Origin of the sequence: Streptococcus chosunensis (assembly GCF_003626515.1) — a bacterium.
Classification (GTDB): Bacteria; Bacillota; Bacilli; order Lactobacillales; family Streptococcaceae; genus Streptococcus; species Streptococcus chosunensis.
This window is the reverse complement of record NZ_RBCK01000003.1, coordinates 130,463-154,130: the sequence shown is the minus strand read 5'-3', so window position 1 is coordinate 154,130 and position 23,668 is coordinate 130,463. Positions and strand designations below refer to the sequence as shown.

General features: G+C 38.1%; 30 protein-coding genes. 8 read left to right on the top strand and 22 right to left on the bottom strand.

The genetic code is table 11. From position 1 onward, the window contains the following. Positions 1–30 precede the first annotated feature (30 nt). Positions 31–831 carry a DUF1189 domain-containing protein gene (locus D7D54_RS08895; protein ID WP_120719256.1) on the top strand — a complete coding sequence of 267 codons (801 nt, stop codon included), beginning with the start codon at positions 31–33 and terminating at the stop codon, positions 829–831. A 9-nt stretch (positions 832–840) separates the two neighbouring features. Next, positions 841–1,827 carry a LacI family DNA-binding transcriptional regulator gene (locus D7D54_RS08890; RefSeq protein ID WP_120719255.1) on the top strand — a complete coding sequence of 329 codons (987 nt, stop codon included), beginning with the start codon at positions 841–843 and terminating at the stop codon, positions 1,825–1,827. A gap of 29 nt (positions 1,828–1,856) precedes the next feature. On the opposite strand, the gene D7D54_RS08885 is transcribed toward D7D54_RS08890, so the two are convergent. The 11 genes from D7D54_RS08885 to hisS all read right to left on the bottom strand — a co-directional run bounded on the left by D7D54_RS08885 (position 1,857) and on the right by hisS (position 10,018). Next, positions 1,857–2,798, bottom strand: a complete 942-nt coding sequence (locus D7D54_RS08885; protein WP_120719254.1) for a YitT family protein — start codon at positions 2,796–2,798, stop codon at positions 1,857–1,859. Next, positions 2,776–4,539, bottom strand: a complete 1,764-nt coding sequence (gene aspS, locus D7D54_RS08880; protein ID WP_120719253.1) for an aspartate--tRNA ligase — start codon at positions 4,537–4,539, stop codon at positions 2,776–2,778. Before aspS ends, D7D54_RS08885 begins: the two co-directional genes overlap by 23 nt. A 154-nt stretch (positions 4,540–4,693) precedes the next feature. After that, positions 4,694–4,924, bottom strand: a complete 231-nt coding sequence (locus D7D54_RS08875; protein WP_020902364.1) for a hypothetical protein — start codon at positions 4,922–4,924, stop codon at positions 4,694–4,696. A gap of 17 nt (positions 4,925–4,941) precedes the next feature. Next, complete coding sequence (locus D7D54_RS08870) at positions 4,942–5,583, bottom strand: CPBP family intramembrane glutamic endopeptidase (RefSeq protein ID WP_020902363.1); 642 nt, start codon at positions 5,581–5,583, stop codon at positions 4,942–4,944. Between the two features lie 9 nt (positions 5,584–5,592). Beyond that, entirely contained in the window at positions 5,593–6,291 is a 699-nt protein-coding gene (locus D7D54_RS08865; protein ID WP_120719252.1) for an ABC transporter permease, read from the bottom strand. After that, a complete protein-coding gene (locus D7D54_RS08860; protein ID WP_020902361.1) occupies positions 6,284–7,108 on the bottom strand; it encodes an ABC transporter ATP-binding protein in 825 nt (274 codons plus the stop codon). The genes D7D54_RS08865 and D7D54_RS08860 overlap by 8 nt, the downstream gene beginning before the upstream one ends. Before the next feature lie 10 nt (positions 7,109–7,118). After that, positions 7,119–7,859, bottom strand: a complete 741-nt coding sequence (locus tag D7D54_RS08855; RefSeq protein WP_020902360.1) for a DUF3169 family protein — start codon at positions 7,857–7,859, stop codon at positions 7,119–7,121. A 2-nt stretch (positions 7,860–7,861) separates the two neighbouring features. After that, positions 7,862–8,059: a hypothetical protein gene (locus tag D7D54_RS08850; protein ID WP_020902359.1), complete on the bottom strand. Its 198-nt coding sequence runs from the start codon at positions 8,057–8,059 to the stop codon at positions 7,862–7,864. Next, complete coding sequence (locus D7D54_RS08845) at positions 8,059–8,265, bottom strand: helix-turn-helix transcriptional regulator (protein ID WP_020902358.1); 207 nt, start codon at positions 8,263–8,265, stop codon at positions 8,059–8,061. Before D7D54_RS08845 ends, D7D54_RS08850 begins: the two co-directional genes overlap by 1 nt. Positions 8,266–8,274: 9 nt before the next feature. Continuing rightward, positions 8,275–8,469 carry an aspartyl-tRNA synthetase gene (locus D7D54_RS09670; protein ID WP_240471763.1) on the bottom strand — a complete coding sequence of 65 codons (195 nt, stop codon included), beginning with the start codon at positions 8,467–8,469 and terminating at the stop codon, positions 8,275–8,277. A gap of 268 nt (positions 8,470–8,737) precedes the next feature. After that, complete coding sequence (gene hisS / locus D7D54_RS08835; RefSeq protein ID WP_020902356.1) at positions 8,738–10,018, bottom strand: histidine--tRNA ligase; 1,281 nt, start codon at positions 10,016–10,018, stop codon at positions 8,738–8,740. Positions 10,019–10,185: 167 nt separating this feature from the next. Between hisS and D7D54_RS08830 the strand changes: the two genes are divergently transcribed. Beyond that, complete coding sequence (locus D7D54_RS08830; RefSeq protein WP_001206380.1) at positions 10,186–10,527, top strand: metal-sulfur cluster assembly factor; 342 nt, start codon at positions 10,186–10,188, stop codon at positions 10,525–10,527. Between the two features lie 73 nt (positions 10,528–10,600). Here the strand turns inward: D7D54_RS08830 and ilvD are convergent, their stop codons facing one another. Continuing rightward, positions 10,601–12,304 carry a dihydroxy-acid dehydratase gene (gene ilvD / locus D7D54_RS08825; protein ID WP_000137346.1) on the bottom strand — a complete coding sequence of 568 codons (1,704 nt, stop codon included), beginning with the start codon at positions 12,302–12,304 and terminating at the stop codon, positions 10,601–10,603. Between the two features lie 184 nt (positions 12,305–12,488). On the opposite strand from ilvD, the gene D7D54_RS08820 reads away from it, so the two are divergent. The 4 genes from D7D54_RS08820 (at position 12,489) to rpmG (ending at position 14,198) form a co-directional block, all read left to right on the top strand. Next, positions 12,489–13,496 (top strand): SPFH domain-containing protein, encoded by a 1,008-nt coding sequence (locus tag D7D54_RS08820; protein WP_020902355.1) that lies wholly within the window; start codon positions 12,489–12,491, stop codon positions 13,494–13,496. Positions 13,497–13,498: 2 nt separating this feature from the next. Next, positions 13,499–13,699 (top strand): type II toxin-antitoxin system antitoxin, encoded by a 201-nt coding sequence (locus D7D54_RS08815; RefSeq protein WP_000796544.1) that lies wholly within the window; start codon positions 13,499–13,501, stop codon positions 13,697–13,699. Between the two features lie 151 nt (positions 13,700–13,850). Further along, on the top strand, positions 13,851–14,033 hold the full coding sequence (gene rpmF, locus D7D54_RS08810) for a 50S ribosomal protein L32 (protein ID WP_000290417.1): 183 nt from the start codon (positions 13,851–13,853) through the stop codon (positions 14,031–14,033). 15 nt (positions 14,034–14,048) lie between these two features. After that, entirely contained in the window at positions 14,049–14,198 is a 150-nt protein-coding gene (gene rpmG, locus D7D54_RS08805) for a 50S ribosomal protein L33 (protein ID WP_001265622.1), read from the top strand. Between the two features lie 91 nt (positions 14,199–14,289). On the opposite strand, the gene D7D54_RS08800 is transcribed toward rpmG, so the two are convergent. The 10 genes from D7D54_RS08800 to D7D54_RS08755 all read right to left on the bottom strand — a co-directional run bounded on the left by D7D54_RS08800 (position 14,290) and on the right by D7D54_RS08755 (position 22,652). Beyond that, positions 14,290–15,786 carry a tyrosine-type recombinase/integrase gene (locus D7D54_RS08800; protein WP_000862760.1) on the bottom strand — a complete coding sequence of 499 codons (1,497 nt, stop codon included), beginning with the start codon at positions 15,784–15,786 and terminating at the stop codon, positions 14,290–14,292. Between the two features lie 15 nt (positions 15,787–15,801). Then, positions 15,802–16,050 carry a hypothetical protein gene (locus tag D7D54_RS08795; protein ID WP_000571454.1) on the bottom strand — a complete coding sequence of 83 codons (249 nt, stop codon included), beginning with the start codon at positions 16,048–16,050 and terminating at the stop codon, positions 15,802–15,804. A gap of 61 nt (positions 16,051–16,111) precedes the next feature. Further along, complete coding sequence (locus D7D54_RS08790; RefSeq protein ID WP_050104976.1) at positions 16,112–17,128, bottom strand: replication initiation factor domain-containing protein; 1,017 nt, start codon at positions 17,126–17,128, stop codon at positions 16,112–16,114. Positions 17,129–17,132: 4 nt separating this feature from the next. Next, complete coding sequence (locus D7D54_RS08785; RefSeq protein WP_050104975.1) at positions 17,133–17,552, bottom strand: hypothetical protein; 420 nt, start codon at positions 17,550–17,552, stop codon at positions 17,133–17,135. A gap of 525 nt (positions 17,553–18,077) precedes the next feature. Beyond that, positions 18,078–19,394: an FtsK/SpoIIIE domain-containing protein gene (locus D7D54_RS08780; protein WP_120719249.1), complete on the bottom strand. Its 1,317-nt coding sequence runs from the start codon at positions 19,392–19,394 to the stop codon at positions 18,078–18,080. A gap of 7 nt (positions 19,395–19,401) precedes the next feature. Next, positions 19,402–19,617 carry a hypothetical protein gene (locus tag D7D54_RS08775; protein WP_084887313.1) on the bottom strand — a complete coding sequence of 72 codons (216 nt, stop codon included), beginning with the start codon at positions 19,615–19,617 and terminating at the stop codon, positions 19,402–19,404. After that, the gene (locus D7D54_RS08770; RefSeq protein WP_120719248.1) at positions 19,610–19,831 is read right to left on the bottom strand and encodes a hypothetical protein; all 222 of its coding nucleotides are present in this window, start codon (positions 19,829–19,831) and stop codon (positions 19,610–19,612) included. The genes D7D54_RS08775 and D7D54_RS08770 overlap by 8 nt, the downstream gene beginning before the upstream one ends. 62 nt (positions 19,832–19,893) lie before the next feature. Further along, positions 19,894–20,211 (bottom strand): hypothetical protein, encoded by a 318-nt coding sequence (locus tag D7D54_RS08765; RefSeq protein WP_000846753.1) that lies wholly within the window; start codon positions 20,209–20,211, stop codon positions 19,894–19,896. Positions 20,212–20,497: 286 nt separating this feature from the next. Next, positions 20,498–20,683 carry a hypothetical protein gene (locus D7D54_RS08760; RefSeq protein ID WP_001096737.1) on the bottom strand — a complete coding sequence of 62 codons (186 nt, stop codon included), beginning with the start codon at positions 20,681–20,683 and terminating at the stop codon, positions 20,498–20,500. A 620-nt stretch (positions 20,684–21,303) separates the two neighbouring features. Continuing rightward, positions 21,304–22,652, bottom strand: a protein-coding gene (locus D7D54_RS08755; RefSeq protein WP_120719025.1) for an IS3 family transposase whose coding sequence is annotated in 2 segments (ribosomal slippage) — positions 21,304–22,211 and positions 22,211–22,652 — 1,350 coding nt in all. Because the reading frame shifts where the segments join, the coding sequence is not laid out codon by codon here. Between the two features lie 169 nt (positions 22,653–22,821). On the opposite strand from D7D54_RS08755, the gene D7D54_RS08750 reads away from it, so the two are divergent. Beyond that, the gene (locus D7D54_RS08750) at positions 22,822–23,607 is read left to right on the top strand and encodes a hypothetical protein (protein WP_020902528.1); all 786 of its coding nucleotides are present in this window, start codon (positions 22,822–22,824) and stop codon (positions 23,605–23,607) included. The last annotated feature ends 61 nt before the right edge of the window (positions 23,608–23,668 follow it).

The window sequence follows — 23,668 nt, the reverse complement described above, 5'->3', positions numbered from 1 at the left end:
ATATAGAAAACACCTTTTAGAAAGATACCTATGCTTCCATATCCATTTTCCTATTTTTCAAGTATTTGGGGATTTCGTAAGCCCCTATCCAAACGTTTCGGGCTCAACTGGTTTCAACTGCTCTTCACCAGTATTTTCCTTATCAGCTTGTCTATGGTACCCATTGCCATCCAAAACAGTTCACAAGATACTTATCCGCTAGAAACCTTTATCGATAATGTCTATGAACCTCTTACAGATGAGGTTGTCCAGAATCTCTCTGAACATGCTGCAATTGTTGATGGCACATTAACCTATACAGGAACAGCTAATCAAGCGCCTTCTCTTTTAATCGGTCCAAGTCAAAGCAAGGAATTACCTAAGGACTTGCAACTGCATTTCGATACGAAAGAACTAGTCATCAGCAAGGAGAGTAAAGAGCTGACCCGCATCTCTTACCGAGCGATTGAAACTGAGAGTTTCAAAAGCAAAGACAGCTTGACCCAAGCAATTTCTAAAGACTGGTACCAGCAGAATCGTGTCTATATCAGTCTCTTCCTAGTTCTCGGTGCGAGCTTCCTCTTTGGTTTGAATTTCTTTATCGTCTCTCTAGGCGCGAGTCTTCTCCTTTATATCACTAAGAAATCACGCCTCTTTTCATTTAGAACCTTTAAAGAGTGCTACCATTTTATCTTGAACTGTTTAGGATTACCAACTCTGATTACGCTTATTTTGGGATTACTTGGCCAAAATATGACAACCCTGATAACTGTACAAAACATTCTTTTTGTTCTGTATCTGGTCACTATCTTTTATAAAACACATTTCCGTGATCCAGATTACCATAAATAGGAGATTTTTATGCCCGTTACGATTAAAGACGTGGCCAAGGCTGCTGGTGTTTCGCCTTCAACTGTAACCCGTGTTATTCAAAATAAATCAACCATTAGCGACGAAACAAAAAAACGTGTTCGCAAGGCAATGAAGGAGCTCAATTACCACCCCAACCTCAACGCTCGTAGTTTGGTAAGCAGTTATACCCAAGTTATCGGCTTGGTCCTTCCTGATGATTCAGATGCCTTCTACCAGAATCCTTTCTTTCCATCAGTCCTACGCGGCATCTCTCAAGTCGCATCTGAAAACCACTATGCCATTCAGATAGCAACAGGGAAAGATGAGAAGGAGCGTCTTACTGCCATCTCACAAATGGTCTATGGTAAACGTGTAGACGGTTTAATTTTCCTTTATGCCGAAGAGGAAGATCCTTTAGTCAAACTGGTGGCTGATGAGCAGTTTCCCTTCCTCATCCTCGGAAAATCTCTGTCCCCCTTCATTCCACTTGTCGATAATGACAACGTTCAAGCTGGCTTTGATGCGACTGAATATTTCATCAAAAAAGGCTGCAAGCGAATTGCCTTTATCGGAGGTACTAAGCGACTCTTCGTAACACAAGACCGTTTAACAGGCTATGAGTCAGCACTCAAACAGTACCAACTGCCTCTTGATAGTAACTTGACCTATTTTGCGAACGAATTTCTAGAAGAAAAAGGTTATCAATTCAGTAAGCGTTTATTTAAACATGATCCTATGATTGATGCTATCATCACAACTGATAGCCTCCTAGCTGAAGGAGTCTGTGACTACATCGCTAAGCACCAGCTGGATGTCCCTGTTCTCAGCTTCGACTCAGTCAATCCCAAGCTCAACTTGGCAGCCTATGTCGATATCAATAGCCTAGAACTTGGTCGAACATCATTTGAAACCATTCTCCAAATTATCAACGATGCTAAAAGCAATAAACAAATTTGTTACCGTCAGTTAATCGCCCACAAAATTATCGAAAAATAAAAACCAGCTTGCGCTGGTTTTTTTGATCACTAATTTTCTGTTTCAACGAATCGTCCCAGAATATGAACATTCTCAGATACAGAGACAAAGGCACCTGGATCCACCTGTTTCATAATCTGTTTAAATTCATTAAACTCTGCACGTGTAATGACAGTGATTAAAACTGCCTTTCTTTCGTGATTATAGGTTCCTTCTGCATCGTGGATCATGGTTGCACCGCGGTGCAATTTTTTATGGATTTTTTCAATTACCTTCTCTGGATGATTGGTCACAATCATGGCCTGCATCCGTTTTTGCTTGGTAAAGACAGCGTCTGTGACACGGCTAGAGACAAAGATGGTAATCATAGAGTAGAGAGCGTATTCCCAACCAAAGGTCAAGCCTGCTATCAGCATGATGGTCCCATTTACCAAGAAAGAAATACTACCAACATTCTTACCCGTTTTCTTGCGAATAGTCAGGCTGACGATATCCGTCCCACCACTGGAGATATTGTTTCGAAGAGCAAAACCAATCCCCAAGCCCATGACAACACCCCCAAAAAGGGCATTGATAATGGGATCCTCCGTCAAGGTCGCCACAGGGACAAACTGGATAAAGAAGGAACTCATGGATACCGTTATAAAGGTAAAGACGGTGAACTTATGCCCAATTTGATACCAAGCCAAGACCATCAAAGGGAAATTAATGGCATAGAAGGTCAACGAAATCGGGATATGAAAACCAAACCAGTGATTACTCAAGGCAGAGATAATCTGTGCCAGACCTGTCGCACCACTCGAATACACATGACCTGGTTGGAAAAAGAAATTGACCGCTACTGCTGATAAAAATCCATAGACCAGAGAGGCCGAAATCTTCTCATCATATTTTTCGCGAGAGATGCTTTGTAAGACACGTAAAATTTTTATCTGATAAGCAAAGCGGCGCAGATAATAGCGCCACCGCTTAATTCGTTTTGCTTGTTTCATCTTCTTCTACTTGTAAGCTGAGTTCCTCTAGTTGTTTGAGAGCTACTGTTGAAGGAGCTTGTGTCATTGGGTCAGTTGCCTTGTTGTTCTTAGGAAAGGCAATAACTTCACGGATATTTTCTTCCCCTGCTAAAAGCATGACAAATCGGTCAAGCCCGATAGCCAAGCCACCGTGTGGTGGGAAACCATAGTCCATGGCTTCAAGAAGGAAGCCAAACTGGTCATTTGCTTCTTCAGCTGAGAAACCAAGAGCCTTGAACATGCGTTCTTGAAGGTCTTTTTGATTGATACGAAGGCTACCACCACCAAGTTCATAACCGTTCAAGACGATATCGTAAGCAATGGCACGAACCTTCGCCAAATCACCTTCTAATTCGTGAGCAGTCTCTTCCTGTGGAAGTGTGAATGGATGGTGGGCGCTCATGTAGCGACCTTCTTCTTCAGACCATTCAAACATCGGCCAGTCAACTACCCAAAGGAAGTTGAATTTATCGTTATCAATCAAGCCAAGCTCTTTGGCAATACGTCCACGAAGGGCACCAAGAGTTGCATTGGCCACTTCAAGCGTATCTGCCACAAAGAGAACCAAGTCCTTATCTTCAAGAGCAAGCGCTGTTGTCAATTCTGCTTGGATGCCAGTCAAGAACTTGGCAACTGGTCCGTTTAATTCTCCATCAACAACCTTGACCCAAGCAAGACCTTTGGCACCATATTGTTTGGCTACTTCCGTCATCTTGTCAATGTCTTTACGTGAGTAGTTGTCCGCAGCTCCTTTGACCACAATGGCTTTTACAGCAGGTGCTTCTGAAAAGACTTTAAAGTCTATACCTTTGACTACTTCTGTCAGGTCCTGAAGCAACATGTCGAAACGGGTATCTGGCTTGTCAGAACCGTAAAGAGCCATAGCGTCATCGTATTTCATACGAGGGAATGGAAGTGTCACTTCGATGCCTTTAGTTTCCTTCATCACGCGCGCAATCAAACCTTCTGTGATATCTTGGATTTCTTGCTCAGTAAGGAAAGACGTTTCCAAGTCGACCTGAGTGAACTCAGGCTGGCGGTCACCACGCAAGTCCTCGTCACGGAAACATTTAACGATTTGGTAGTAGCGGTCAAAACCAGCATTCATCAAGAGTTGTTTCGTGATTTGTGGACTTTGAGGAAGAGCATAGAAATGCCCTTTATTAACACGAGATGGCACCAAGTAGTCACGCGCCCCTTCAGGCGTTGACTTAGAAAGGAATGGTGTCTCCACGTCGATAAACTCCAACTCATCCAAGTAGTTGCGGATAGAGTGGGTCACCTTAGCACGAAGTTTAAGATTTTCCAACATTTCTGGACGACGAAGGTCAAGGTAACGGTAACGTAAACGTGTATCGTCATTGGCCTCAATCCCATCCTTAATCTCAAATGGGGTTGTCTTAGCTGTATTAAGCACTGTCAGAGCTGTCACGTTTAACTCAACTGCACCAGTTGGCAACTTATCATTGGCTTGCTCACGCGCAGCGACCTGTCCAGTCACCTCGATAACAAATTCGCTACGAAGGCTTTCAGCTGTTTCCATAATCTCTGCAGAGACTTTTTCAGGGTTGATAACCAACTGCATGATTCCTTCACGGTCACGAAGGTCGATAAAAATCAAACCACCAAGGTCACGACGACGGCCAACCCATCCTTTCAAGGTTATTTCTTGTCCGATGTGTTCCTCACGAACACGACCAGCATACATACTACGTTTCATGTTTTCTCTCCTCTTTTATTCTGTTACTATTTTACCATAAAAGCGCAGGCTCTTCATGAAAATCATCAGAAAAGTTTGCCTGTCTTAAAAAATCAAGTGAAGACTCTAAAAATTGACGCCCATACAAAAATCCGATGAACTTCACCGGACTCTTTTATTTTGAATTTTTGCCTGCTTTACGCTTTTCAGCAATTTCGGCTGCCTTTCGAGGCAAGACAATCTCCGTTGTGTAAGCTGTCCCAAAGCGCAAGACACCTGCAATAGGGGCAAAGACAACTGCTAGGTGGCTATAGAAGAAATCACCTTTGAAGGCATAAGCTAGTCCCCCAATGATGAAAAATAGAACAACTGCTTGAATCACTGCTAATAAAATTACTCGTTTCATGTGACCTCCTGACTCTATTATAGCATGAGAATCATCAAAAAGCTGACTAAATTATTCAAAGCATGGAGAGAAATACTGTAGACCAGACCTTTTCTGCTAATATAAGCCAAGCCCAAGCTAAAACCAAGACTAGCATAAACTAAAAATTGTTGCACATCACCTGGGAAATGAATCAAGGCAAACAGAACACTAGATACCAGAAGGAAAAGCAGAGTTTGTTTACTATTGTCCTGCTTAGGAAAGAGATAGCGTGCCAACATCCCTCTAAAGATAAGTTCTTCCGTCAAAGGAGCAAAAATAACGACCGCAAAGAATGAGAAAAGTGGTTGAGACAAGGTCAAGTCTATCGCTATTTGCTGATTTACTGAAGGATCATTTGGCAAGAAAAACTGGACAACCAGAGATAAGAACCAAACCAAGGCAGGAAGCCAAATAAATCGGTTGAAGCCACTCTTCTCAATACGAACAAGACCTTTCTGATACCATTTGTAAACGCCGTACACATAAACTCCAGCCAAGGCTACATAGAGTAGGGTAACAGCATAGGGTGAAGCACCTAAGGCAAGCGACGTAGTCGCGAGCACCTGAATGAAGCCATAGATAAAGTAAAAGGATAGAATGGCTAGAAGAAACCAGCCAAGGTTTTTAAGTAGTTTCATATAAATCTCCTATCTTGCTTTATAGCTATTTTTCAATACAAAGAGGTTCGCTATTCCTAACACAAGTACCCAGGCAAGTAACATGCCGATATTAGAAAAGGATATTTCTCCACCCTTTTGATTTAAAAGATTTACAATAGGACCGACGAACGAGTAATCTAACACTTTCTGAGCCGTATCATTTTGAAGAGCAATTATAGGTAAAAAAGAGACAATTAACATAGGGAAGATACTATAAACTTGCGCTTTAGATTGAGTATCTGACACCGCACCGATTAGAAGGTTGAGAAAAATAATACTAATAGTTGCTAGGAGCAAATAGATAACGTAAGCAAATAAATAACCAGATAGATCTACTTTAAGATAGATGGGAAGTACAATCATAGCAAGTAACATTATCAGAATAGGGAGAACAAGCATACTGAAAGTATATTCTGTTGCTGTCACACCACTTAGGATGAGTGATTTAAGATTTCGTTTTTCCTTATCTTCTGCCATCATAATCGATACCATATAACCACTTCCCATGCTCAAGACCATCGTCAAGCTAGAAGATAGTAAAAATAGGCTCAATTGTCCATTCTTATTTAAAAATTCATTATATAAAACAGCAATACCAAAAGGAATCAATAAAGTCGCTAACAAAGTTGAATTGCTAATAAGAACTTGCACTCTTAACCATAGTAGGGCATTTAATTTTCTAAACATCTAACTTTTCTCCTGTCAATCTGATAAAGATTTCTTCTAGTGTCGGCTCACAAGAGTGAACCATCATCAAATCTGTCGTGTCTAAATGTGGTAACTCTTCAAATGGAACTATCTGTTCTCGTCCATCGTTATAAACCACACGTACTTTCTTATCCACATGGTACTTCTGGATAATATCTTGTGGACTTCCATACTCTATTAAATTACCCTTATTTAAAAGAGATAAGCGATCACAAAGCAGAGTTGCCTCATTCATATCATGCGTGGTCAGAAAGATAGTTGTCCCCGCCTGCTTTAATTCTTGAAGTAGGGTATGAATCATCTTAGATGTTGTAGGGTCTAAGCCACTGGTTGGCTCATCAAGGAAGAGAATCTTAGGAGCATTAAGAAGGGCACGGGCCAAGAACATTCGTTGTTTCATTCCTGTAGATAGTTTTTCTGCGATAATATCTTTAGCATCTGCCAATCCAACCTGTTGAAGCACCTGAACTACTCTATCTGCCTTGAGGCCATATAACTTAGCATAGATGAGAAGATTTTTATAAAGACTCATCTTTTCATAAAAACCACTGCCATCACTAACAATACCAATTTGTTCCAAATCATTTGAGGTTAAATCTTGAGAATTCTTGCCTAACAAAACTGTTTTACCTTGATCTGCAGCCAACTGTCCTGTTAAGACATTGATCATGGTTGTTTTACCTGAGCCAGAAGGGCCAAGAAAACCAAAGATTTCACCCTCCTTAATCTCAAAAGAAATCTGATGAAGAGCTTTTTTGCTCCCAAAACTTTTGCTTACATTTTCAACACGAATCATAGAAACTCCTTTATTTGAAATAGCGTTTTACCATAGGTAACTGCATCACATTGATATAAACATGGATCGCTCCGACAAGTACGAAAGCTAGTAGCTGAATCTCTCCTGTCAGTAAGGAAAAGAGAGCAATCAGAAAGTACAAGGTTGGCAAGACATACTGATGTAATTGGAATAAAATCCGAAAACTCTGTTCCAAATTAGCCTGGCGCTCCCCTTCATCGTAAGAATTGACATAGCCTAAGATATCCTTTGGCATAGAGAAAAATACCAAATCAAACTGGCGAACAATCGCAATGGTTTTATAAAAATATTTTTGAACATTAAAAATCAATACTAATCCCAAAAAAGAAAGAGATAAGGTTAGATGGCTTCCATTTAGTACAACCATTTCACTTGCTGAAATGAAGAGAGCCAATAAAATCGCTACGTTTGTAATATTAAAAGCAATGCTTCCAAACTCAAGATTCCGATACATTTGCACATAATAGCTTTCATTCAGATCATCATCCATTTCCTCTTGATACAAGGAGTGAAATGTTCTGCTTTTCTTTAAGAAATTGAACGTCAAAAGAATGCTAATGAAACCTATCAGTAAACAAATAGTTGATATCCAGGGTATCAAGACTTTTACATCTAAAATGATTGCGTGGGATTCGGCAGCATCCTTAAACATCCCTACAAAACCTCCCAAGAAACCTCCAAAGACAACAGACATTAAAAATAACAATCCACCTTTATTTTTCTTTTTCATTTTCATTCTCCTTTTTCACTCGCTAAATTGTTTGCTTTCTTTTCAATCCAGTCAACGACTGGGATAAGAGCAAAGTAGGCCCAAACAAATTGGTTACTTTGATAGGGACTAAACCAGCCTAAGTCTATCCCAATCAATAGAAATACGCTGATTAATAGAGCTACGACAACTACATAATAGATCACTTTATACTTGTTCATCACTCATCCTCCTCTAAGCGAAATACCGATTCGACTGTTTCGTTGAAAATTTGAGATATTTTCAGAGCAATGATAATGGATGGGGTGTATTCATCCCGTTCTAGTAGGCTAATGGTCTGTCTGGAAACCCCTGCCAACTTGGCCAGTTCGGTTTGATTAAGACCATCGCGAGCTCGAAGCTCTTTTAGACGATTTTTTAGTTGCATGTTACACACCTACTCTCCGTCAAATTCAACTGTCTGGATATCCTCAATGCGTTGTAGTTTGAATTTTTCTTTTCCTTTTTTATTAACACGACGTAGCTTGACCCATTCCTCATCTACATCCACAACTTCCCAGTTATCTGTTCCAAAAACTTGTCCAACGATTGTCGGTGTTTTCCCAATCAATTCTTTTAATAATCTTGACATTTCTTTATTTCCTTTCTGTTTTTGCTCAATTCTTTTGATTTTATTCTCTAATTTCTTGACCCTTTGGGTATGATAGAGATAAAACATAATCACAAGAGGTACAAATCCTAATGCCCACATAATCGTTCCTTGCTCCTTTTCTCTTAACTTGCTTATATTGTAACACATCTTTTTCTTTTTGACAAGCATATTTGTCAAAAAGTTTATGATTTTTGTCATTTTGCAAAAGAAAAAGGTCAGAGTAGTTCTCTGACCAGTTTTTCTGTTATTAAAATCCTAGTTTTTCAAAGATTTCTGAGAAGTTTTGGCTGATTGTCTCAAGCGCAACTTCCACTTCTTCTCGGGTTTGATTGTTCTTGACCGTCACTTGTCCGCTTTCGACTTCACTTTCTCCTAGGGTGATGAGGGTCTTAGCCGCAAAGACATCGGCTGACTTGAATTGAGCTTTGAGTTTACGGTTGAGGTAATCACGCTCTGCTTTGAAACCTTGTTGGCGAAGAGTCTGTACTAATTCCAAGGCCTTGACATTTGCTCCTTGACCCAAGACTGCGATATAGACATCTAGGGCGTTTTCGATAGGGAGGGCCACACCTTGCTTTTCAAGAATGAGAAGCAGGCGCTCTACACCAAGTCCAAAACCAAATCCAGCAGTTTCAGGGCCTCCAAAGTAAGAAACCAAACCATCGTAACGACCACCCGCACAGACGGTCAGGTCATTGCCCTCAATCTCAGTAATAAACTCGAAAATAGTGTGGTTATAGTAGTCTAGACCACGCACCATATTGGTATCGATGATGTAATCTACTCCAAGATTCTCCAACATCTGACGCACAGCATCAAAATGAGCTTGGCTTTCTTCATCAAGGAAATCCAAGATAGACGGTGCATTCTCCACTGCCACCTTGTCTTCTTTTTCCTTAGAGTCCAATACACGGAGAGGATTTTCCTCCAAGCGACGTTGGCTATCCTTAGACAAGGTCTCCTTGAGCGGTGTCAAATAGTCAATCAAGGCTTGACGGTAGGCTGCACGGCTCTCAGGATTTCCAAGAGTGTTAAGGTGCAATTTGACACCTTGGATACCGATTTCTTTCAAGAAATGGGCTGCCATCGCGATTGTTTCCACATCGGTAGCTGGATTGCTAGATCCAAAACACTCAACACCAATCTGGTGGAACTGGCGCAAACGCCCTGCCTGTGGACGCTCATAACGGAACATAGGTCCCATGTAGTAGAACTTACTTGGCTTTTGCACTTCTGGGGCGAAGAGTTTATTTTCTACATAGGAACGGACAACGGGCGCAGTTCCTTCTGGACGGAGAGTAATATGGCGGTCACCCTTGTCATAGAAGTCATACATTTCCTTGGTTACGATATCCGTTGTATCTCCGACAGAGCGGCTGATAACCTCGTAATGCTCAAAAATAGGCGTACGCACTTCTGCATAGTTATATCGCTTGAAAATCTCACGGGCAAAGCCCTCAACGTACTGCCATTTGGCAGATTCAGCAGGTAAAATATCCTGCGTTCCTTTTGGTTTTTGTAATTTCATAGGGAATCCTCTTTAAACTTAATAGTCTTATTTTACCATAAATAGAGGGATTAAAACAGTGAGAGAAGAAAATCTCAAGAGAGTCTTTTCAGAAAATTCATCAAAAACTTGCCAAATTGTCAGAATTATGAGAAAATAGAGGATATTTATCACGTGGAGGGACTGTAATGAGAGAGGATATCAAAATCAATGACCGTGCTTTGGCCTTACAAGACCAAATTATCGAAAAACTAGAGAAGGTTTTTGATACAGATGTGGAATTGGATGTTTACAATCTAGGACTGATTTATGAAATCAATCTGGACGAAACGGGTCTCTGCAAGATTGTCATGACCTTCACTGATACTGCCTGCGATTGCGCCGAAAGCTTGCCTATCGAAATCGTTGCAGGTCTGAAACAAATCGAGGGTATCGAAGATGTCAAGGTTGAAGTTACCTGGTCACCTGCTTGGAAAATCACACGAATCAGTCGCTACGGCCGTATTGCCCTTGGACTACCACCTCGTTAAGCAGGCAAATTACTTTTGAAGATGAAAAAAAGCAAGCCGAAGTTGGCTTGCTTTTTGAGTTTGCTTTTTGAGTTTACTTTTTACCTGACTTGTCCATATTCCAGAAATCTGTCACGGCTCCGCGTGAAGCAGATGATACGATGTGAGCGTATTTACCGAGGACACCACGACTGTAAAGTGGTGGTAAGGTTGTTTCTGCCTTGCGTTTTTCAAGTTCTTCTTCAGATACGGCCATGGAAATTTCTTTGGTATCTTGGTCAACCGTAACGATATCGCCTGTACGAAGGTAGGCAATTGGTCCACCATCCTGAGCTTCAGGAGCGATATGTCCCACAACCAGACCATAAGTACCACCAGAGAAACGACCATCCGTCAAGAGGGCAACCTTGTCTCCTTGACCTTTACCAACAATCATTGATGAAAGTGACAGCATCTCAGGCATACCAGGACCACCCTTAGGTCCAACGAAACGAACAACGACTACATCGCCATCAACGATTTCATCTGTCAAAACAGCCTGGATAGCATCTTCTTCTGAGTCAAAGACCTTAGCTGGACCAACGTGACGACGTACTTTAACACCTGATACCTTGGCAACCGCACCATCAGGAGCAAGGTTCCCGTTCAAGATAATCAATGGACCGTCCGCACGTTTTGGATTTTCAAGAGGCATGATAACTTTTTGACCTGGTGTAAGGTCTGCAAAGTCAGCCAAGTTCTCAGCTACAGTCTTACCAGTACATGTAATGCGGTCTCCATGAAGGAAACCATTTGCCAAGAGATATCTCATAACCGCAGGCACACCACCGACTTCGTAGAGGTCTTGGAAGACATACTGACCAGATGGTTTCAAGTCAGCCAAGTGAGGCACACGCTCTTGAATCGTATTGAAGTCCTCAAGTGACAAGTCAACATTGGCAGCATGGGCAATGGCAAGCAAGTGAAGAGTGGCATTTGTAGAACCACCGAGAGCCATAGTCACAGTGATGGCATCTTCAAAGGCTTCACGAGTCAAGATATCTGATGGTTTGAGACCAAGTTCCAACATCTTAACAACAGCACGTCCTGCTGCTTCGATGTCTTCTTTCTTATCAGCTGATTCAGCTGGGTGAGATGAAGAACCTGGCAAACTCATACCCAAAACTTCGATAGCAGTCGCCATGGTATTAGCAGTATACATACCACCACAGCCACCAGGGCCAGGGCAGGCATTACATTCAAGACGTTTCACGTCCTCAGCCGTCATGTCACCGTGGTTCCATTTTCCGATACCCTCAAAAACAGAAACCAAGTCGATGTCTTTGCCATCAAGATTTCCCGGTGCAATGGTTCCACCATAAGCGAAAATAGCTGGAATATCCATATTTGCAATAGCAATCATAGAACCAGGCATGTTCTTATCACAGCCACCGATAGCGACGAAGGCATCGACGTTATGACCACCCATAGCCGCCTCGATGGAGTCCGCAATGATATCACGAGATGTCAAAGAGAAACGCATACCAGGCGTTCCCATGGCAATCCCGTCCGCTACGGTAATAGTACCAAACTGAACAGGCCAAGCACCTGCCGATTTGACACCCTCTTTCGCCAATTTCCCAAAATCATGCAAGTGAATGTTACATGGTGTATTTTCCGCCCAAGTCGAAATGACCCCAACAATCGGTGTTTCAAAGTCCTTATCTGTCATACCAGTCGCACGAAGCATGGCACGGTTTGGTGATTTAACCATGCTGTCATAAATGCTACTGCGGTGACGTTTATCTAATTCAGTCATTTGTTCCCTCCCATTTCAGTTTTTATTATTATAGCACATTTTAAAAGCAATGAACAGAAGAAAATTCTTGAATTTTCAGAAAATTCTATACAGAAGTATTTTCTTTAAAAATGTTACATTTATTTCTTGACTTTATAAATTAAAGTGATATCATTTAGATATCAAATAACAGGAGGTCATTCTTATGACTGAAAAACTCATCAATTCAAAACCAAATGGTGTATTCGCATTGATTCTCATTGAGTTGACAATCATACTTGGTATCTTTATATTGATAATGGGTGCTACTTCGGAAAACATTTTTGGAATTATTATCGGACTTTTATTAAGCTTAATTGCAGGCCTAGCTCATGCTGGTTTAAAAGTTGTCAAACCTCAGGAAGCTCTGGTTTTGACCCTTTTTGGTAACTATACAGGTACCATCAAAGAACCTGGTTTTTACTTTGTTAATCCCTTCAGCGTAGCAGTCAACCCTGCAAATCACACTAGACTGGGACAAAGTGGTGATGTTAGCACAAAATCTCCTTTGTCAGGAATGAAATCATCAAATGGCAATGATGTAAACATTGAAATTGGCAAAAAACAGATTTCCCTCAAGGTTATGACCTTGAGCAATTCTCGCCAAAAAATCAATGATTGTCTAGGAAATCCCGTAGAAATCGGGATCGCGGTAACTTGGAGAGTTGTTGATACAGCCAAAGCAGTCTTCAATGTGGACAACTACAAAGAATATCTTTCATTGCAATGTGATAGCGCCCTCCGAAATATTGTCCGCATCTATCCTTACGATGTCTCTCCTAATGTGGATACTACAGGTGACGGGCAAGCAGATGAAGGTAGTCTCCGTGGTTCTAGTGAGATTGTAGCTAACCGTATTCGTGAGGAAATCCAAAGTCGTGTTGAGGATGCTGGCTTGGAAATCCTTGAAGCACGTATTACTTACCTAGCTTACGCTCCAGAAATTGCTGCTGTCATGCTTCAACGCCAACAAGCATCTGCCATTATTGATGCCCGTAAGATGATTGTGGATGGTGCTGTAGGAATGGTTGAAATGGCACTAGAACGACTCAATGAAGGGGAATTGGTAGAGCTTGACGAAGAACGAAAAGCTGCCATGGTTTCAAATCTCCTTGTCGTACTCTGTGGCAATCATGATGCACAACCAATTGTCAACACAGGAAGTCTTTACTAAAGATGGCTGAAGCTAAAAAGAAGCAGATCCCCCTTCGACTCTCAACAAAGTTATACGCTGCACTCGCATCATGGGCAGAAGATGACTTTCGTTCAGTCAATGGGCAAATCGAATATCTCCTCACAGAATGTGTCAAACAACGGAAGAAAGACGGAAAATACGTATCAGAAACCATTGACGAACCATTTGAGATTGATATTTAACACCTTCTCCTGTCTGCTAGGACTGACAGGAGAATTTTTTCATCTTTTTTTGTCAAGTAACTTTACTTTACAAAAAAAATGTGTTATTCTAATATGGTTGATGAAAATCAGTAGATTGAATCGAATATAAATACCTAAAGGAGAAATCAAAATGGCAGTACCTGCACGTCGCACTTCAAAAGCGAAGAAAAACAAACGTCGTACACACTACAAAGTAACAGCTCCATCTGTAAACTTTGACGAAACTACTGGAGATTACTCACGTTCTCACCGTGTATCACTTAAAGGATACTACAAAGGACGTAAAATCGCTAAAGCTGCATCAGCTGAATAATAGAAGGGAGATACCATGCGCGTAAATATTACACTTGAACACAAAGAATCTGGTGAACGCTTGTACCTTACTTCTAAAAACAAACGTAACACTCCAGACCGTCTTCAATTGAAGAAATACTCACCAAAACTTCGCAAACACGTTGTGTTTACAGAAGTTAAATAATACAACATACAGAAAGCCTATGAAATCAACATTTCTAAGGCTTTTTCTTTTAAGTTTAGAAAAATAACTGAATTTTAACTGATTATAATAATCAAGAGATTATTTTAGACAAATCTATCATAGCTTGTTCAATCTTATGTTTTCCCTTTTGCATAACATGAAGATAGATTTTTTCTATTTCTCTACTATCTTCTGAATGTCCCACAAACTCTCGAATAACGTTTAAGCTTACATTCTTATCAGCCATGACTGAAACAAAACTATGTCGGAACATATGGGGAACTATGTGAACAGGCCTACCAAAATCAACTAGGTCATCAATATCCTTATAGGATTTTCCACTTTTCTTATTATACTTAGCGGACTGACTAGTTCCACCTCTTAAGAACATTGAAATTTCTGTATGATACAATGGACTGCCCTGCTGGTTCTTCCCTTTTATGTATACCCTAGTAAAAATATATCCCATATCATGATAAGTCGGATTAAATCTCGCCTGAAACTTATTTCTTTCAATATATTTAAGTAAAATTTGTTCTACTTTTGGTGACATCGGAATAGTTCTAACGCTTTCTTTAGTTTTTAGAATTGCTCTATATCGTTCCTTCTCATCACGCAAGCCTTCTTCTGCCATTTCTTTGTCAGTCTTATTATGGCTTGCCCTCTGCCAATGAACCTTAATGAGTTTATTCTTGAAATCTAGAACATCTTCATTCAAACCTAATGCTTCACTCGGTCTCATACCTGTCAAGTAGATAATTCTGAGTACATCAGCAACTAGTTCATTATTATGTCGCTTAGTCCAATTTTCAATAATTTTAAATACTTGATTAGCCTCTTCAACTTCAAGATATTTTTCAGCTATATCTTCCCTAAGTTTCGCCTGCTCTTCTGCACTTGTTAGTGTCTTACGCTTAACCCTCTTATTCAAAATAGGGTGTTGCGACGCTGTCAATTCTCCTTGTTCTACCGCCCAATCAAATATCATTTTAAGATAGATATGAATGTTCTTTGAAGTTCCCTCACTTGCATTATTTATAATATCTTGCATTTTTTCCTGTTCCATACAGAACTGTTTAAGGCTCATATTTTCGTTGAAATATGGGGAAATATGCTGGTTATAAACACTAACTCTAGTCTTTAGAGTATTCTTGGCAGGCTTAACACGATTGACCCACCACTTAAAAGCTAAACCGTATAATTCACTGTTTTCATCATACGGTCTAGCTATCTCTTTGAGGCATAAAGTTTTACTAGGCTCTAATTTCTTTGGTTTTTCTCCAGTCAAATCTAATACGGTTTCATCAATCATTTCATTTAATATCTTTGAAACTTTTGTAATCAGCTGACTATTCTTTATATCAGAAATAAGTAACTTCTCATGTCCCTTACTGTCTTTTCCTGTTGGTATTGCCTTAGTCGTATACCACCCTTTATTTTCTCCCCTTGTAAGGTACTTATAACGACTTTTTGTTATCAAAGGATGAGTATATCTCATTGCAAACTTAACAAGCACGTTGCCCTTTTTAGAAGGGTCTGGTTTCCATTGATAAACAGTTAGAACTCGAGTAGTCTTACCTACCTTCATTTTTACCCCCTTATACTAAGCTATAACTGCCTCATTTTCATGGAAAATCTTATAATCAAACCAATCTTTAAATACCTCCGCATGAATAAAGACATTCCCATGAGTTCCACAAATTCCAAAAGAATATGGACTATTTCTCATTTGACGAATGTAGTGATCCAATGTAGGTAATTTCATACCCTTCCAAAGTTCATCTAAAAATTCTTTCTTCCGATACCAATTTTTAGTTAAATCATAGTCTGACTTTGTCTTAAGCTCTATCATTGGAATACTTTCCTTTCTTATGCTATAATCTAGTTAGTTAATTTTTAGAGGCGACTTATTTTCAAGTCGTCTTTTTTTGTCCCCAAAATTGGGAACTATTCTGTTCTCTTATATATTGTTCTATATCCTTTTCATCATTATCAGTTAGCCTTGAAAGTCCCTCTTTGAGCAAGCTTTGAATATAATCTTCCGCCTTTTGAACATCATAGGCCTGATACTTTGCAATATAGACTTTTGCTAATGTTTTCGCAACTTGTTTCTCTGTCCAAGCCTCCGACTGCCGTAGTGTCGTTTTAGCCCTTGTAATACTAAGAACTGTCTGGTTTTCAGTTCCTAGATAATCTATCCACCACTTGACTTTTTTTCTTCTCCAATGATTGCTATCTGTCGCATTTGGACGAACAAAGCGATAATGACCATTGATAGCTTCAAAATAGATTGACGATAAGGGACGTTTTAAAAATAACTGCTCTGCAATTATATTAGCCTTTTCCTGCCAACATCTAAGCTCTGCGCGAATCCAAGACGAAACTTCTACAAGCTCTTGCTTACCAAGTTGCTCCATGCGTTTATTATATATGCACCACTGCTGATTACCTCGTGAACCTATTGCAACTGTTTCTCCTACACGCTCACCAGAATCTAGAACTGATTTCTCATGATATTCAAAGTGTTTTGCTTTCGAGATACATAATCCTTTCTTGCAATAGTCATATATTCGTTGAACATCTAAGCTACCATCAAATATGTCGTGGGCAATATCTAGTCTAGTAAAGTTGGCATTATGATGATATAAACGATTTATCAAAGCAATCCAATTATTTTCGTTACTGTTTAAAAACTCTTCATATTGACGACAACCTTGCCCTTTTAATTCGATAAATACACCCATAGAAAGCCTATCAGCATTAAAATACACCTTAATTTCTGAACAAGAATAATGTTGCTTATACTTATTTATGCCCCAATCATTCAAGGAAAAGTTTTCAAGAGGAATCAGAAGGATGTCTGTCAGAACTCTTTCTGGCGGAACATCCTTAACAGTAACAGCAAAATAATCTATTCTAACAGTATTCATAGGATTATTCTCCTAGAATTTTAATATCCTCACACACAATTTTTACACCCGCCCAATTACTTCTAGCCATGTTCCAAGCTAGTCGAACCTTAGGCCGAATCAATTCAACAGAAACATTCAACAAAGAATCATTTTGAGCAAGTTTTGCAATCTTATCCAGATTTCCGATAATTTCTAGGTTAATCGCTTTTAAGTCATCAGTAGAAATTCCCATTTCAGTTAGAACTTTCACTTTGTCAGCGTCAAGCACAGTAGAAGTAATTTTACTTACTTCATCTGTCTTCACGTTTTCACCGTTGATTTCTTTGTATTTGTTGCTCACCCTAACTGACAAAATCACTACTTTCTTAGGAATATCAAACTGTGACATTTCAAGGTCAAGCAATCCAATTTTAATGTTTGTATCTGTCATATTGTAAACCATATTTTTTCTCCTTAATTCCGTATCCTACATGAAAACACCTCTCATCCTTACTCTCCCAAGAGTTTGCGACCTCTTGGTACAACTAGCAAGCCGTAACCCCTTACGTACCAAGGGTTTAGAGTACATTTCATGTATGTGTGCACCCCCTATTAGTACTGGGGCTGTTTTTTCTGACCTCCTGCAAAAGCAGTCGGTTGGCTCTTTCTCCTAGCAAAAAGAAGAACGCTCCGCTCGATTCTGCCCCTCCTGGGCAATCGTCCCTATTTTGCTAGTTCGAAAGACCGTCGTCTGAGTTTGGCAATATACTCAATGGTTCATTGTTTATCCTCATTAATACCTCTATTTTTCCGCATACTTCACAGATATGTTTTAAAATCATATTATTAAATATCCTTTTATTCCAGCTCATCAACAATAAACATATGAGCCATATTCATTGCTTTTAGCAACGCCTTATATGGATTGGTATCAGATTCATAATCCTTCATTACATTTCCATCTCCTAGCTTCACAAGTATTTCTATCTCATACATCCTCATCTTCATCCTTCATATAATCTTTAGCAGCACATTCCCAAACTGGGAGTATTGTCTCAAATACATCTCTGTCAAAAATTGGGGCTTGAAATTCCTTGGGAGGCTCTCTCTCTGTAGAGTAAAGCCCAACTCCTTTATCCTTCTTGACATTGGGCACATCTGTTGTGCCGAACATCATCTGACTAGATTCGCGAGTAGGCATTCCAAGGAATATAGCATGGGCCAATTGCTCTCGAATGTTGGTCGAAAGGCTATCGGAACGGGGTTGTTGCATAACAATGCAGACCCCCATAGATAAAGACCTTGCTTTTTGAGCAACGATGGCAACCATATTTTCAAAATCCTTTTTAGCCTTACCGTCCATTGATGCAACCAAAGAACTATATTCTTCTATTATCAGCAGTAAAGGAGGAAAGCCTAAATCTATACCAACACTATCAAACAAGTCACTTTGATTATAGATTAGCATACGTCTATCTAGCTCCTTGATATAGTGACGCAGAATTCTAAAGGCATCCTCATTACTCGTTCCATAATGGGCTATCGGCATCTTAGAACGCTGGCATAATTTATAAATATCTGACATTTTTGGGTCAATCACATATATTTTTGCATGTTTCCCATTTACGGTCTGAGAAATAAATCTCGACACTATAAAATATGTGCTGTAACTCTTACCCGAACCACTGGAACCTGAGATTAATAAATTATAATTTTTTCTTACATCTATTACGAATTCATCATAAATTTTTATTTTCAGACTATTATCCTCAAGAGGGAGGGAACTAATATGATGGCGTTCGGGCGGTCTATACACAAAGACATATTCAACATAAGTAGCATAAATTTCTTTAGACGATAGGCTTATTCCTAGAGCACTACTTAGGAGAACGTCTAAATTGTCCATCTCTTTCGTGAATTCATCACCAGATTTCAATGCTAGGACTACAATTGAAACATCATTCAATTGGTAATTAAATTTAGCTGAACGAAGAATAGCGCCATCTTTTGTTGCTGTAAAAAGAAAGGAATTTCTACGAATCATAAATAGAAGGTTTTCTCTAATGATTAATAGCGGTTCAACACGCTGAGTCCATTCTTTAATTTTATTTCCGATATGATAAGTCGTAATTAAACCAATAAATAATATTACTAACTGAATAAACAACAATTTGAAAAACATAGTACTAGAAAGGAGGGATATTATACTCAAAAATACTATAGTAAACCATTTGATGTTCCTTAATGTCGAACTAGTAATAATATAATTTTCTGACAAAGAGGCTGTTTGTTTAATTTTTAACATATTATACCTATCTAAATTTTTCTATAAAATCCTTGATGGTAATATATAAATTTCTTAGCTTGATTTTTAAGAAATAAAAGGCAAATGTAAATAAAAATGGGGTGGCTATAATAGTACACATTAAAGAAATCCCTTCGCCAATAGGATGGAAGATAAAAACCGAAAGCCCCATTAGAATTATAAAAACGCAAAAAGATAATCTCATTCGTCTGATATCATTCATTCGTCTCACCTTTTTTGATTTCCAAAACCTCTAATAATTTAGCAAACATCATTGGAAGTTGCAATAAAATTAATGTAACCCCCAAGCATAAAGCTATTTTGACTGATTGATAAGGGGAGAATGAACGGAAATCTAGATGCGCAGAAAAGCCTCCTAGCGTTGACACTATGAAATATAGGCTTATAAAAGCATTTTGACAAAAATTTTTAAACATATTTTTTGTTCTCCTTGTTTATAAGTATAATAACGGAGGAGAGAAAACCTCTCCTACCAAAGTTAATAATATTCGACAATAGTAGTATAGAATGATTCACCACTATAGCTGTAGTTAGCCTCATTCATCAATACCATTCTAGATTTATCAGATACACGATGCTTTTGACGATTTAATACAATAATATTCTCAGCAAATTTTTTCAAAGTTGGTTCATTAATTTTATCAAATGGTAATTTTCTCATAAGTAACTCCCTAGATTCATCGTCTAAAAGAAAGCATGGTGACTCGTCTGGATTAAACCTCTGTACACGTTTCACCCCATGAGAATTAGGAAAGACCATTCCCTCAATATCAACCAGTTCTTTAAATGTTTTCATATTTTCTTTCTCCTTAAATTAAAATTTTAAAATTAAATATAGCTTATTTTTGAAATTATATCTTGCATGGAGAAGCTCGACTGTTACTCATATTCATAACCTCATTTTTAAAATTATATTTTTACATGTATCTAATATATTTCTAACATGTATCATGTTTATATAGTATCACGCAGGCGAAAAAAAATCAATACTTAAACATTACATGTTTATTACATATAGGTTACATATCGGATACATTAGAAATATCTGTTTTGCTACAAAAAAAAGACGCGAAGTGCGTCAATTAATTATTATTTTCAAAATCTATAATCTCAGATTCTAGACTTTCAAAAAGTTCCTTTATCGCTAAATTAATCACCCAAGTCTTATTCTCTCTTTCAAGCATATTTTTTTCTTTAAAAAATTTAGCTAGTCTTGGTAAATTAATTTCATTCTGTTTATTCAAATAAAAATTTGTTAATTTCGCCATAACATTCCTCCTACATAATATATATCATAAAAACACATACTTTTCAAGTAATTCTTATCTAAAAACTCCTCTACACACTTTGTACATCTGATATAAATAAAATAATACCTTTAATGAACTATCATAACGAGTAATTTTGTTTAATGCCTCTACAACCAATGTACACCATAAATTGAAACTGTAACACCCTCGTCTAATTAAGAAAATATCTAACCTATGATAAGGCAATACTAATAAATTCTACATTCTGATTTCCAAGAATATTATTTTATCACAACTGATTCCTAACTGATTAAATTTCATTAAATTCATATTTCTCTAATCACCATTTATTTTATTCCAGGTAGAAAGACTATCAAATCAAGGTTTTCAAATATCATTACATACCTTTAAAACAACATCTTCTTTACAGAAGTGAAATAATAGGTCATTACGTTTCAGTAGAAACGAAAAAACCTTGATTTAATGCGATTCTTGATTTTTATTTCAATGTATTGCAATAAAAATCAACCGAATGACTACATTTTTGACTACATTTTTTGTGAAATAAATTAGATGTTCGGATATATAGAAAACGCTCTAGTCATATTGTACTGACCCCAAAAAGTTAGACAATTAATTTATCCAAAGGATTTAGTTCTGTATTGTACAGGACTGAGTCCTTTTAGTTTTACCTTAATTCGTTTATTGTTGTAGTAATCAATATAGTCAACAATGGCTTGTTCCAATTGATTAAGTGATTTAAAGGTTTTCTCATAACCATAAAACATCTCCGATTTCAGAATGCCAAAGAAAGATTCCATCATACCGTTGTCTGGACTGTTACCTTTACGTGACATGGATGCTTGAATTCCCTTACTCTCTAGGAACTGATGATAAAAATCGTGTTGATATTGCCAGCCTTGGTCACTATGGAGAATTGTATTTTCGTAGTGCTTCTCTGTGAATGCCTGTTCCAACATTGTTTTTACTTGTTCTAAGTTGGGTGAAGTTGAAAGATTATAGGCGATAATTTCACTATTAAAGCCATCTAAAACTGGTGATAAGTAAAGCTTTTGAGCACTTGCTGGAATGGAAAATTCTGTCACGTCTGTGTAGCACTTTTCTATTGGTTTGGCTGCTTCAAATTGGCGTTGAATGAGGTTATCTGCTTTCTTGCCAACGTCTCCTTTATGAGAAGAATATTTTCGTTTCTGTCGCATTTTAGCTTGTAAATTGAGTACTTTCATCAAGCGTTGAACTCTTTTCTGATTTACCAGATAACCACGATTTCTTAGTTCTAAATGAACCCGACGATAACCATAATTTCCCTTGTGTTCGATAAAAATGGATTGAATTTCAGCTTTAAGTTCTTGGTCCTTATCTGGTTTATCTAGCTGTTTCAAGTGATAGTAGTAGGTTGAACGAGCTAGTTTAATGGCTTTTAGAAGAATATCTAACGAAAACTCAGTCATTAATTCTTGAACAATTTCTGTCTTTCTTCTTTCTCTTTTTCCTCCTTCAATCGGAGTTCTCTTAACTTTTTTAGGACGGCATTCTCCGCTCTCAGATACTCATTTTCTGCTTGAAGACGTTCTAATTCTGTCCTCTCTTCAGGTCTCGTTTTTGGCTTACGTCCCATTTTAGGTGCTCTCCCTCTTGTTTTCTCAACAATAGTATACCCGTTTTTCTTGTATTGTGCTAGCCAATTAAGAAGTATCGTACGACTCGGGAGGCCGTATTCAAGAGAAACTCTATCTTTAGTCCAGCATTCATGTAAGACTTTATGAATCATTTCTTGTTTTAAATCAGGAGAATAGTAACGATTTTTTCCTTTTTTGACGAACTCTATTCCGTAACGATCAATCAATTTAATCATGTACCTAATATTAGAATTGTTTATCCCAAATTTATTTGAAAGCTTCTCTATGCTATATCCTTGTTTTCTAAGTTCATAGATTTGAACTTTATCATCATAAGTTAATTTCATAATAAAAACACCCCAAAAGTTAGATTTTTTCTGTCTAACTTTTGGGGTGCAGTTCATATTGTCTAGAGCGTTTTTGTGTTGTTTAAGAAAATTAGATGTTGGTTTAGATAACTACACATTTCAGATTTTTAAAACAAGATTTAATTGTTGGTAACTAGAAAGGATTATTATGTTTACAAAAAATAAATTTCAATACTGTATTTACAATCATGAGAGACTAGAACTTCATGAGCTACAAAAGGAATATCAAAAGGATAAAACTGGGACAAAACTTAAGTATGAAAAACAATTATTTTGTCCTGGTTGTTACGAAGTGGATTTAGTGATAAACGAGAAAAAAGGGAAAATCTATTTATCGAGCCATCCTAAATTACCTCATGGTGACGGATGTGAATATACTCTGGAATCTGCTTCGAAAATGGAACTGAAAGAATATTATGAGAAAATTGATGCAGACTTAGCTGAACAACTCTTAAACCGTATTCTGGAAGAAAAGGCCAGTAGAGTAATTCAACCAAGGAGCGTCAATTCTCTGCAAAATAATAGCGAGGTGTCTGATGTAAAATTTGTTTTAGAAAATAAAGTTGGTACCAGAAAATATTTACCTCGTAGATCCCTCCTCCTAAATGAATTAGAAGTATCTGACCATCTGACTATTTATTATGGAGAATGCAAGGTGTTTATAGGAAAGACTGATAAAAAGTACTATCTACGAATGTTTCGAAACAATGATCATGCAAAGTACATCTGCAATTTAGTCATTCCTGAAAGAGTGTATAGATATTTGGAAGATGAATTAAGATTTATCCCACAATCAGAAGATTTAAGTTTTAAACATTCAAGAGCCAATGCAGTTCCTGTAAAGTTAGCCTTTGTTTCTACCATGAAGAAAAAACAAGAATATTATAATGGATACTTAGGCTTTTCAAAATTACTTAAGGTGAAGCGTATTTAAATTATTTGTCGTATAAAGATTTAAAGTTTAAGAAATCCCAAAATTCTATCGTAGTACCAAG

Coding starts and splice junctions, on each gene's coding strand:
- D7D54_RS08895 (WP_120719256.1), top strand. CDS start 31: ATGCTTCCATATCCATTTTCCTATTTTTCAAGTATTTGGGGATTTCGT.
- D7D54_RS08890 (WP_120719255.1), top strand. CDS start 841: ATGCCCGTTACGATTAAAGACGTGGCCAAGGCTGCTGGTGTTTCGCCT.
- D7D54_RS08885 (WP_120719254.1), bottom strand. CDS start 2,798: ATGAAACAAGCAAAACGAATTAAGCGGTGGCGCTATTATCTGCGCCGC.
- aspS (WP_120719253.1), bottom strand. CDS start 4,539: ATGAAACGTAGTATGTATGCTGGTCGTGTTCGTGAGGAACACATCGGA.
- D7D54_RS08875 (WP_020902364.1), bottom strand. CDS start 4,924: ATGAAACGAGTAATTTTATTAGCAGTGATTCAAGCAGTTGTTCTATTT.
- D7D54_RS08870 (WP_020902363.1), bottom strand. CDS start 5,583: ATGAAACTACTTAAAAACCTTGGCTGGTTTCTTCTAGCCATTCTATCC.
- D7D54_RS08865 (WP_120719252.1), bottom strand. CDS start 6,291: ATGTTTAGAAAATTAAATGCCCTACTATGGTTAAGAGTGCAAGTTCTT.
- D7D54_RS08860 (WP_020902361.1), bottom strand. CDS start 7,108: ATGATTCGTGTTGAAAATGTAAGCAAAAGTTTTGGGAGCAAAAAAGCT.
- D7D54_RS08855 (WP_020902360.1), bottom strand. CDS start 7,859: ATGAAAAAGAAAAATAAAGGTGGATTGTTATTTTTAATGTCTGTTGTC.
- D7D54_RS08850 (WP_020902359.1), bottom strand. CDS start 8,059: ATGAACAAGTATAAAGTGATCTATTATGTAGTTGTCGTAGCTCTATTA.
- D7D54_RS08845 (WP_020902358.1), bottom strand. CDS start 8,265: ATGCAACTAAAAAATCGTCTAAAAGAGCTTCGAGCTCGCGATGGTCTT.
- D7D54_RS09670 (WP_240471763.1), bottom strand. CDS start 8,469: ATGTCAAGATTATTAAAAGAATTGATTGGGAAAACACCGACAATCGTT.
- hisS (WP_020902356.1), bottom strand. CDS start 10,018: ATGAAATTACAAAAACCAAAAGGAACGCAGGATATTTTACCTGCTGAA.
- D7D54_RS08830 (WP_001206380.1), top strand. CDS start 10,186: ATGAGAGAGGATATCAAAATCAATGACCGTGCTTTGGCCTTACAAGAC.
- ilvD (WP_000137346.1), bottom strand. CDS start 12,304: ATGACTGAATTAGATAAACGTCACCGCAGTAGCATTTATGACAGCATG.
- D7D54_RS08820 (WP_020902355.1), top strand. CDS start 12,489: ATGACTGAAAAACTCATCAATTCAAAACCAAATGGTGTATTCGCATTG.
- D7D54_RS08815 (WP_000796544.1), top strand. CDS start 13,499: ATGGCTGAAGCTAAAAAGAAGCAGATCCCCCTTCGACTCTCAACAAAG.
- rpmF (WP_000290417.1), top strand. CDS start 13,851: ATGGCAGTACCTGCACGTCGCACTTCAAAAGCGAAGAAAAACAAACGT.
- rpmG (WP_001265622.1), top strand. CDS start 14,049: ATGCGCGTAAATATTACACTTGAACACAAAGAATCTGGTGAACGCTTG.
- D7D54_RS08800 (WP_000862760.1), bottom strand. CDS start 15,786: ATGAAGGTAGGTAAGACTACTCGAGTTCTAACTGTTTATCAATGGAAA.
- D7D54_RS08795 (WP_000571454.1), bottom strand. CDS start 16,050: ATGATAGAGCTTAAGACAAAGTCAGACTATGATTTAACTAAAAATTGG.
- D7D54_RS08790 (WP_050104976.1), bottom strand. CDS start 17,128: ATGAATACTGTTAGAATAGATTATTTTGCTGTTACTGTTAAGGATGTT.
- D7D54_RS08785 (WP_050104975.1), bottom strand. CDS start 17,552: ATGGTTTACAATATGACAGATACAAACATTAAAATTGGATTGCTTGAC.
- D7D54_RS08780 (WP_120719249.1), bottom strand. CDS start 19,394: ATGTTAAAAATTAAACAAACAGCCTCTTTGTCAGAAAATTATATTATT.
- D7D54_RS08775 (WP_084887313.1), bottom strand. CDS start 19,617: ATGAATGATATCAGACGAATGAGATTATCTTTTTGCGTTTTTATAATT.
- D7D54_RS08770 (WP_120719248.1), bottom strand. CDS start 19,831: ATGTTTAAAAATTTTTGTCAAAATGCTTTTATAAGCCTATATTTCATA.
- D7D54_RS08765 (WP_000846753.1), bottom strand. CDS start 20,211: ATGAAAACATTTAAAGAACTGGTTGATATTGAGGGAATGGTCTTTCCT.
- D7D54_RS08760 (WP_001096737.1), bottom strand. CDS start 20,683: ATGGCGAAATTAACAAATTTTTATTTGAATAAACAGAATGAAATTAAT.
- D7D54_RS08750 (WP_020902528.1), top strand. CDS start 22,822: ATGTTTACAAAAAATAAATTTCAATACTGTATTTACAATCATGAGAGA.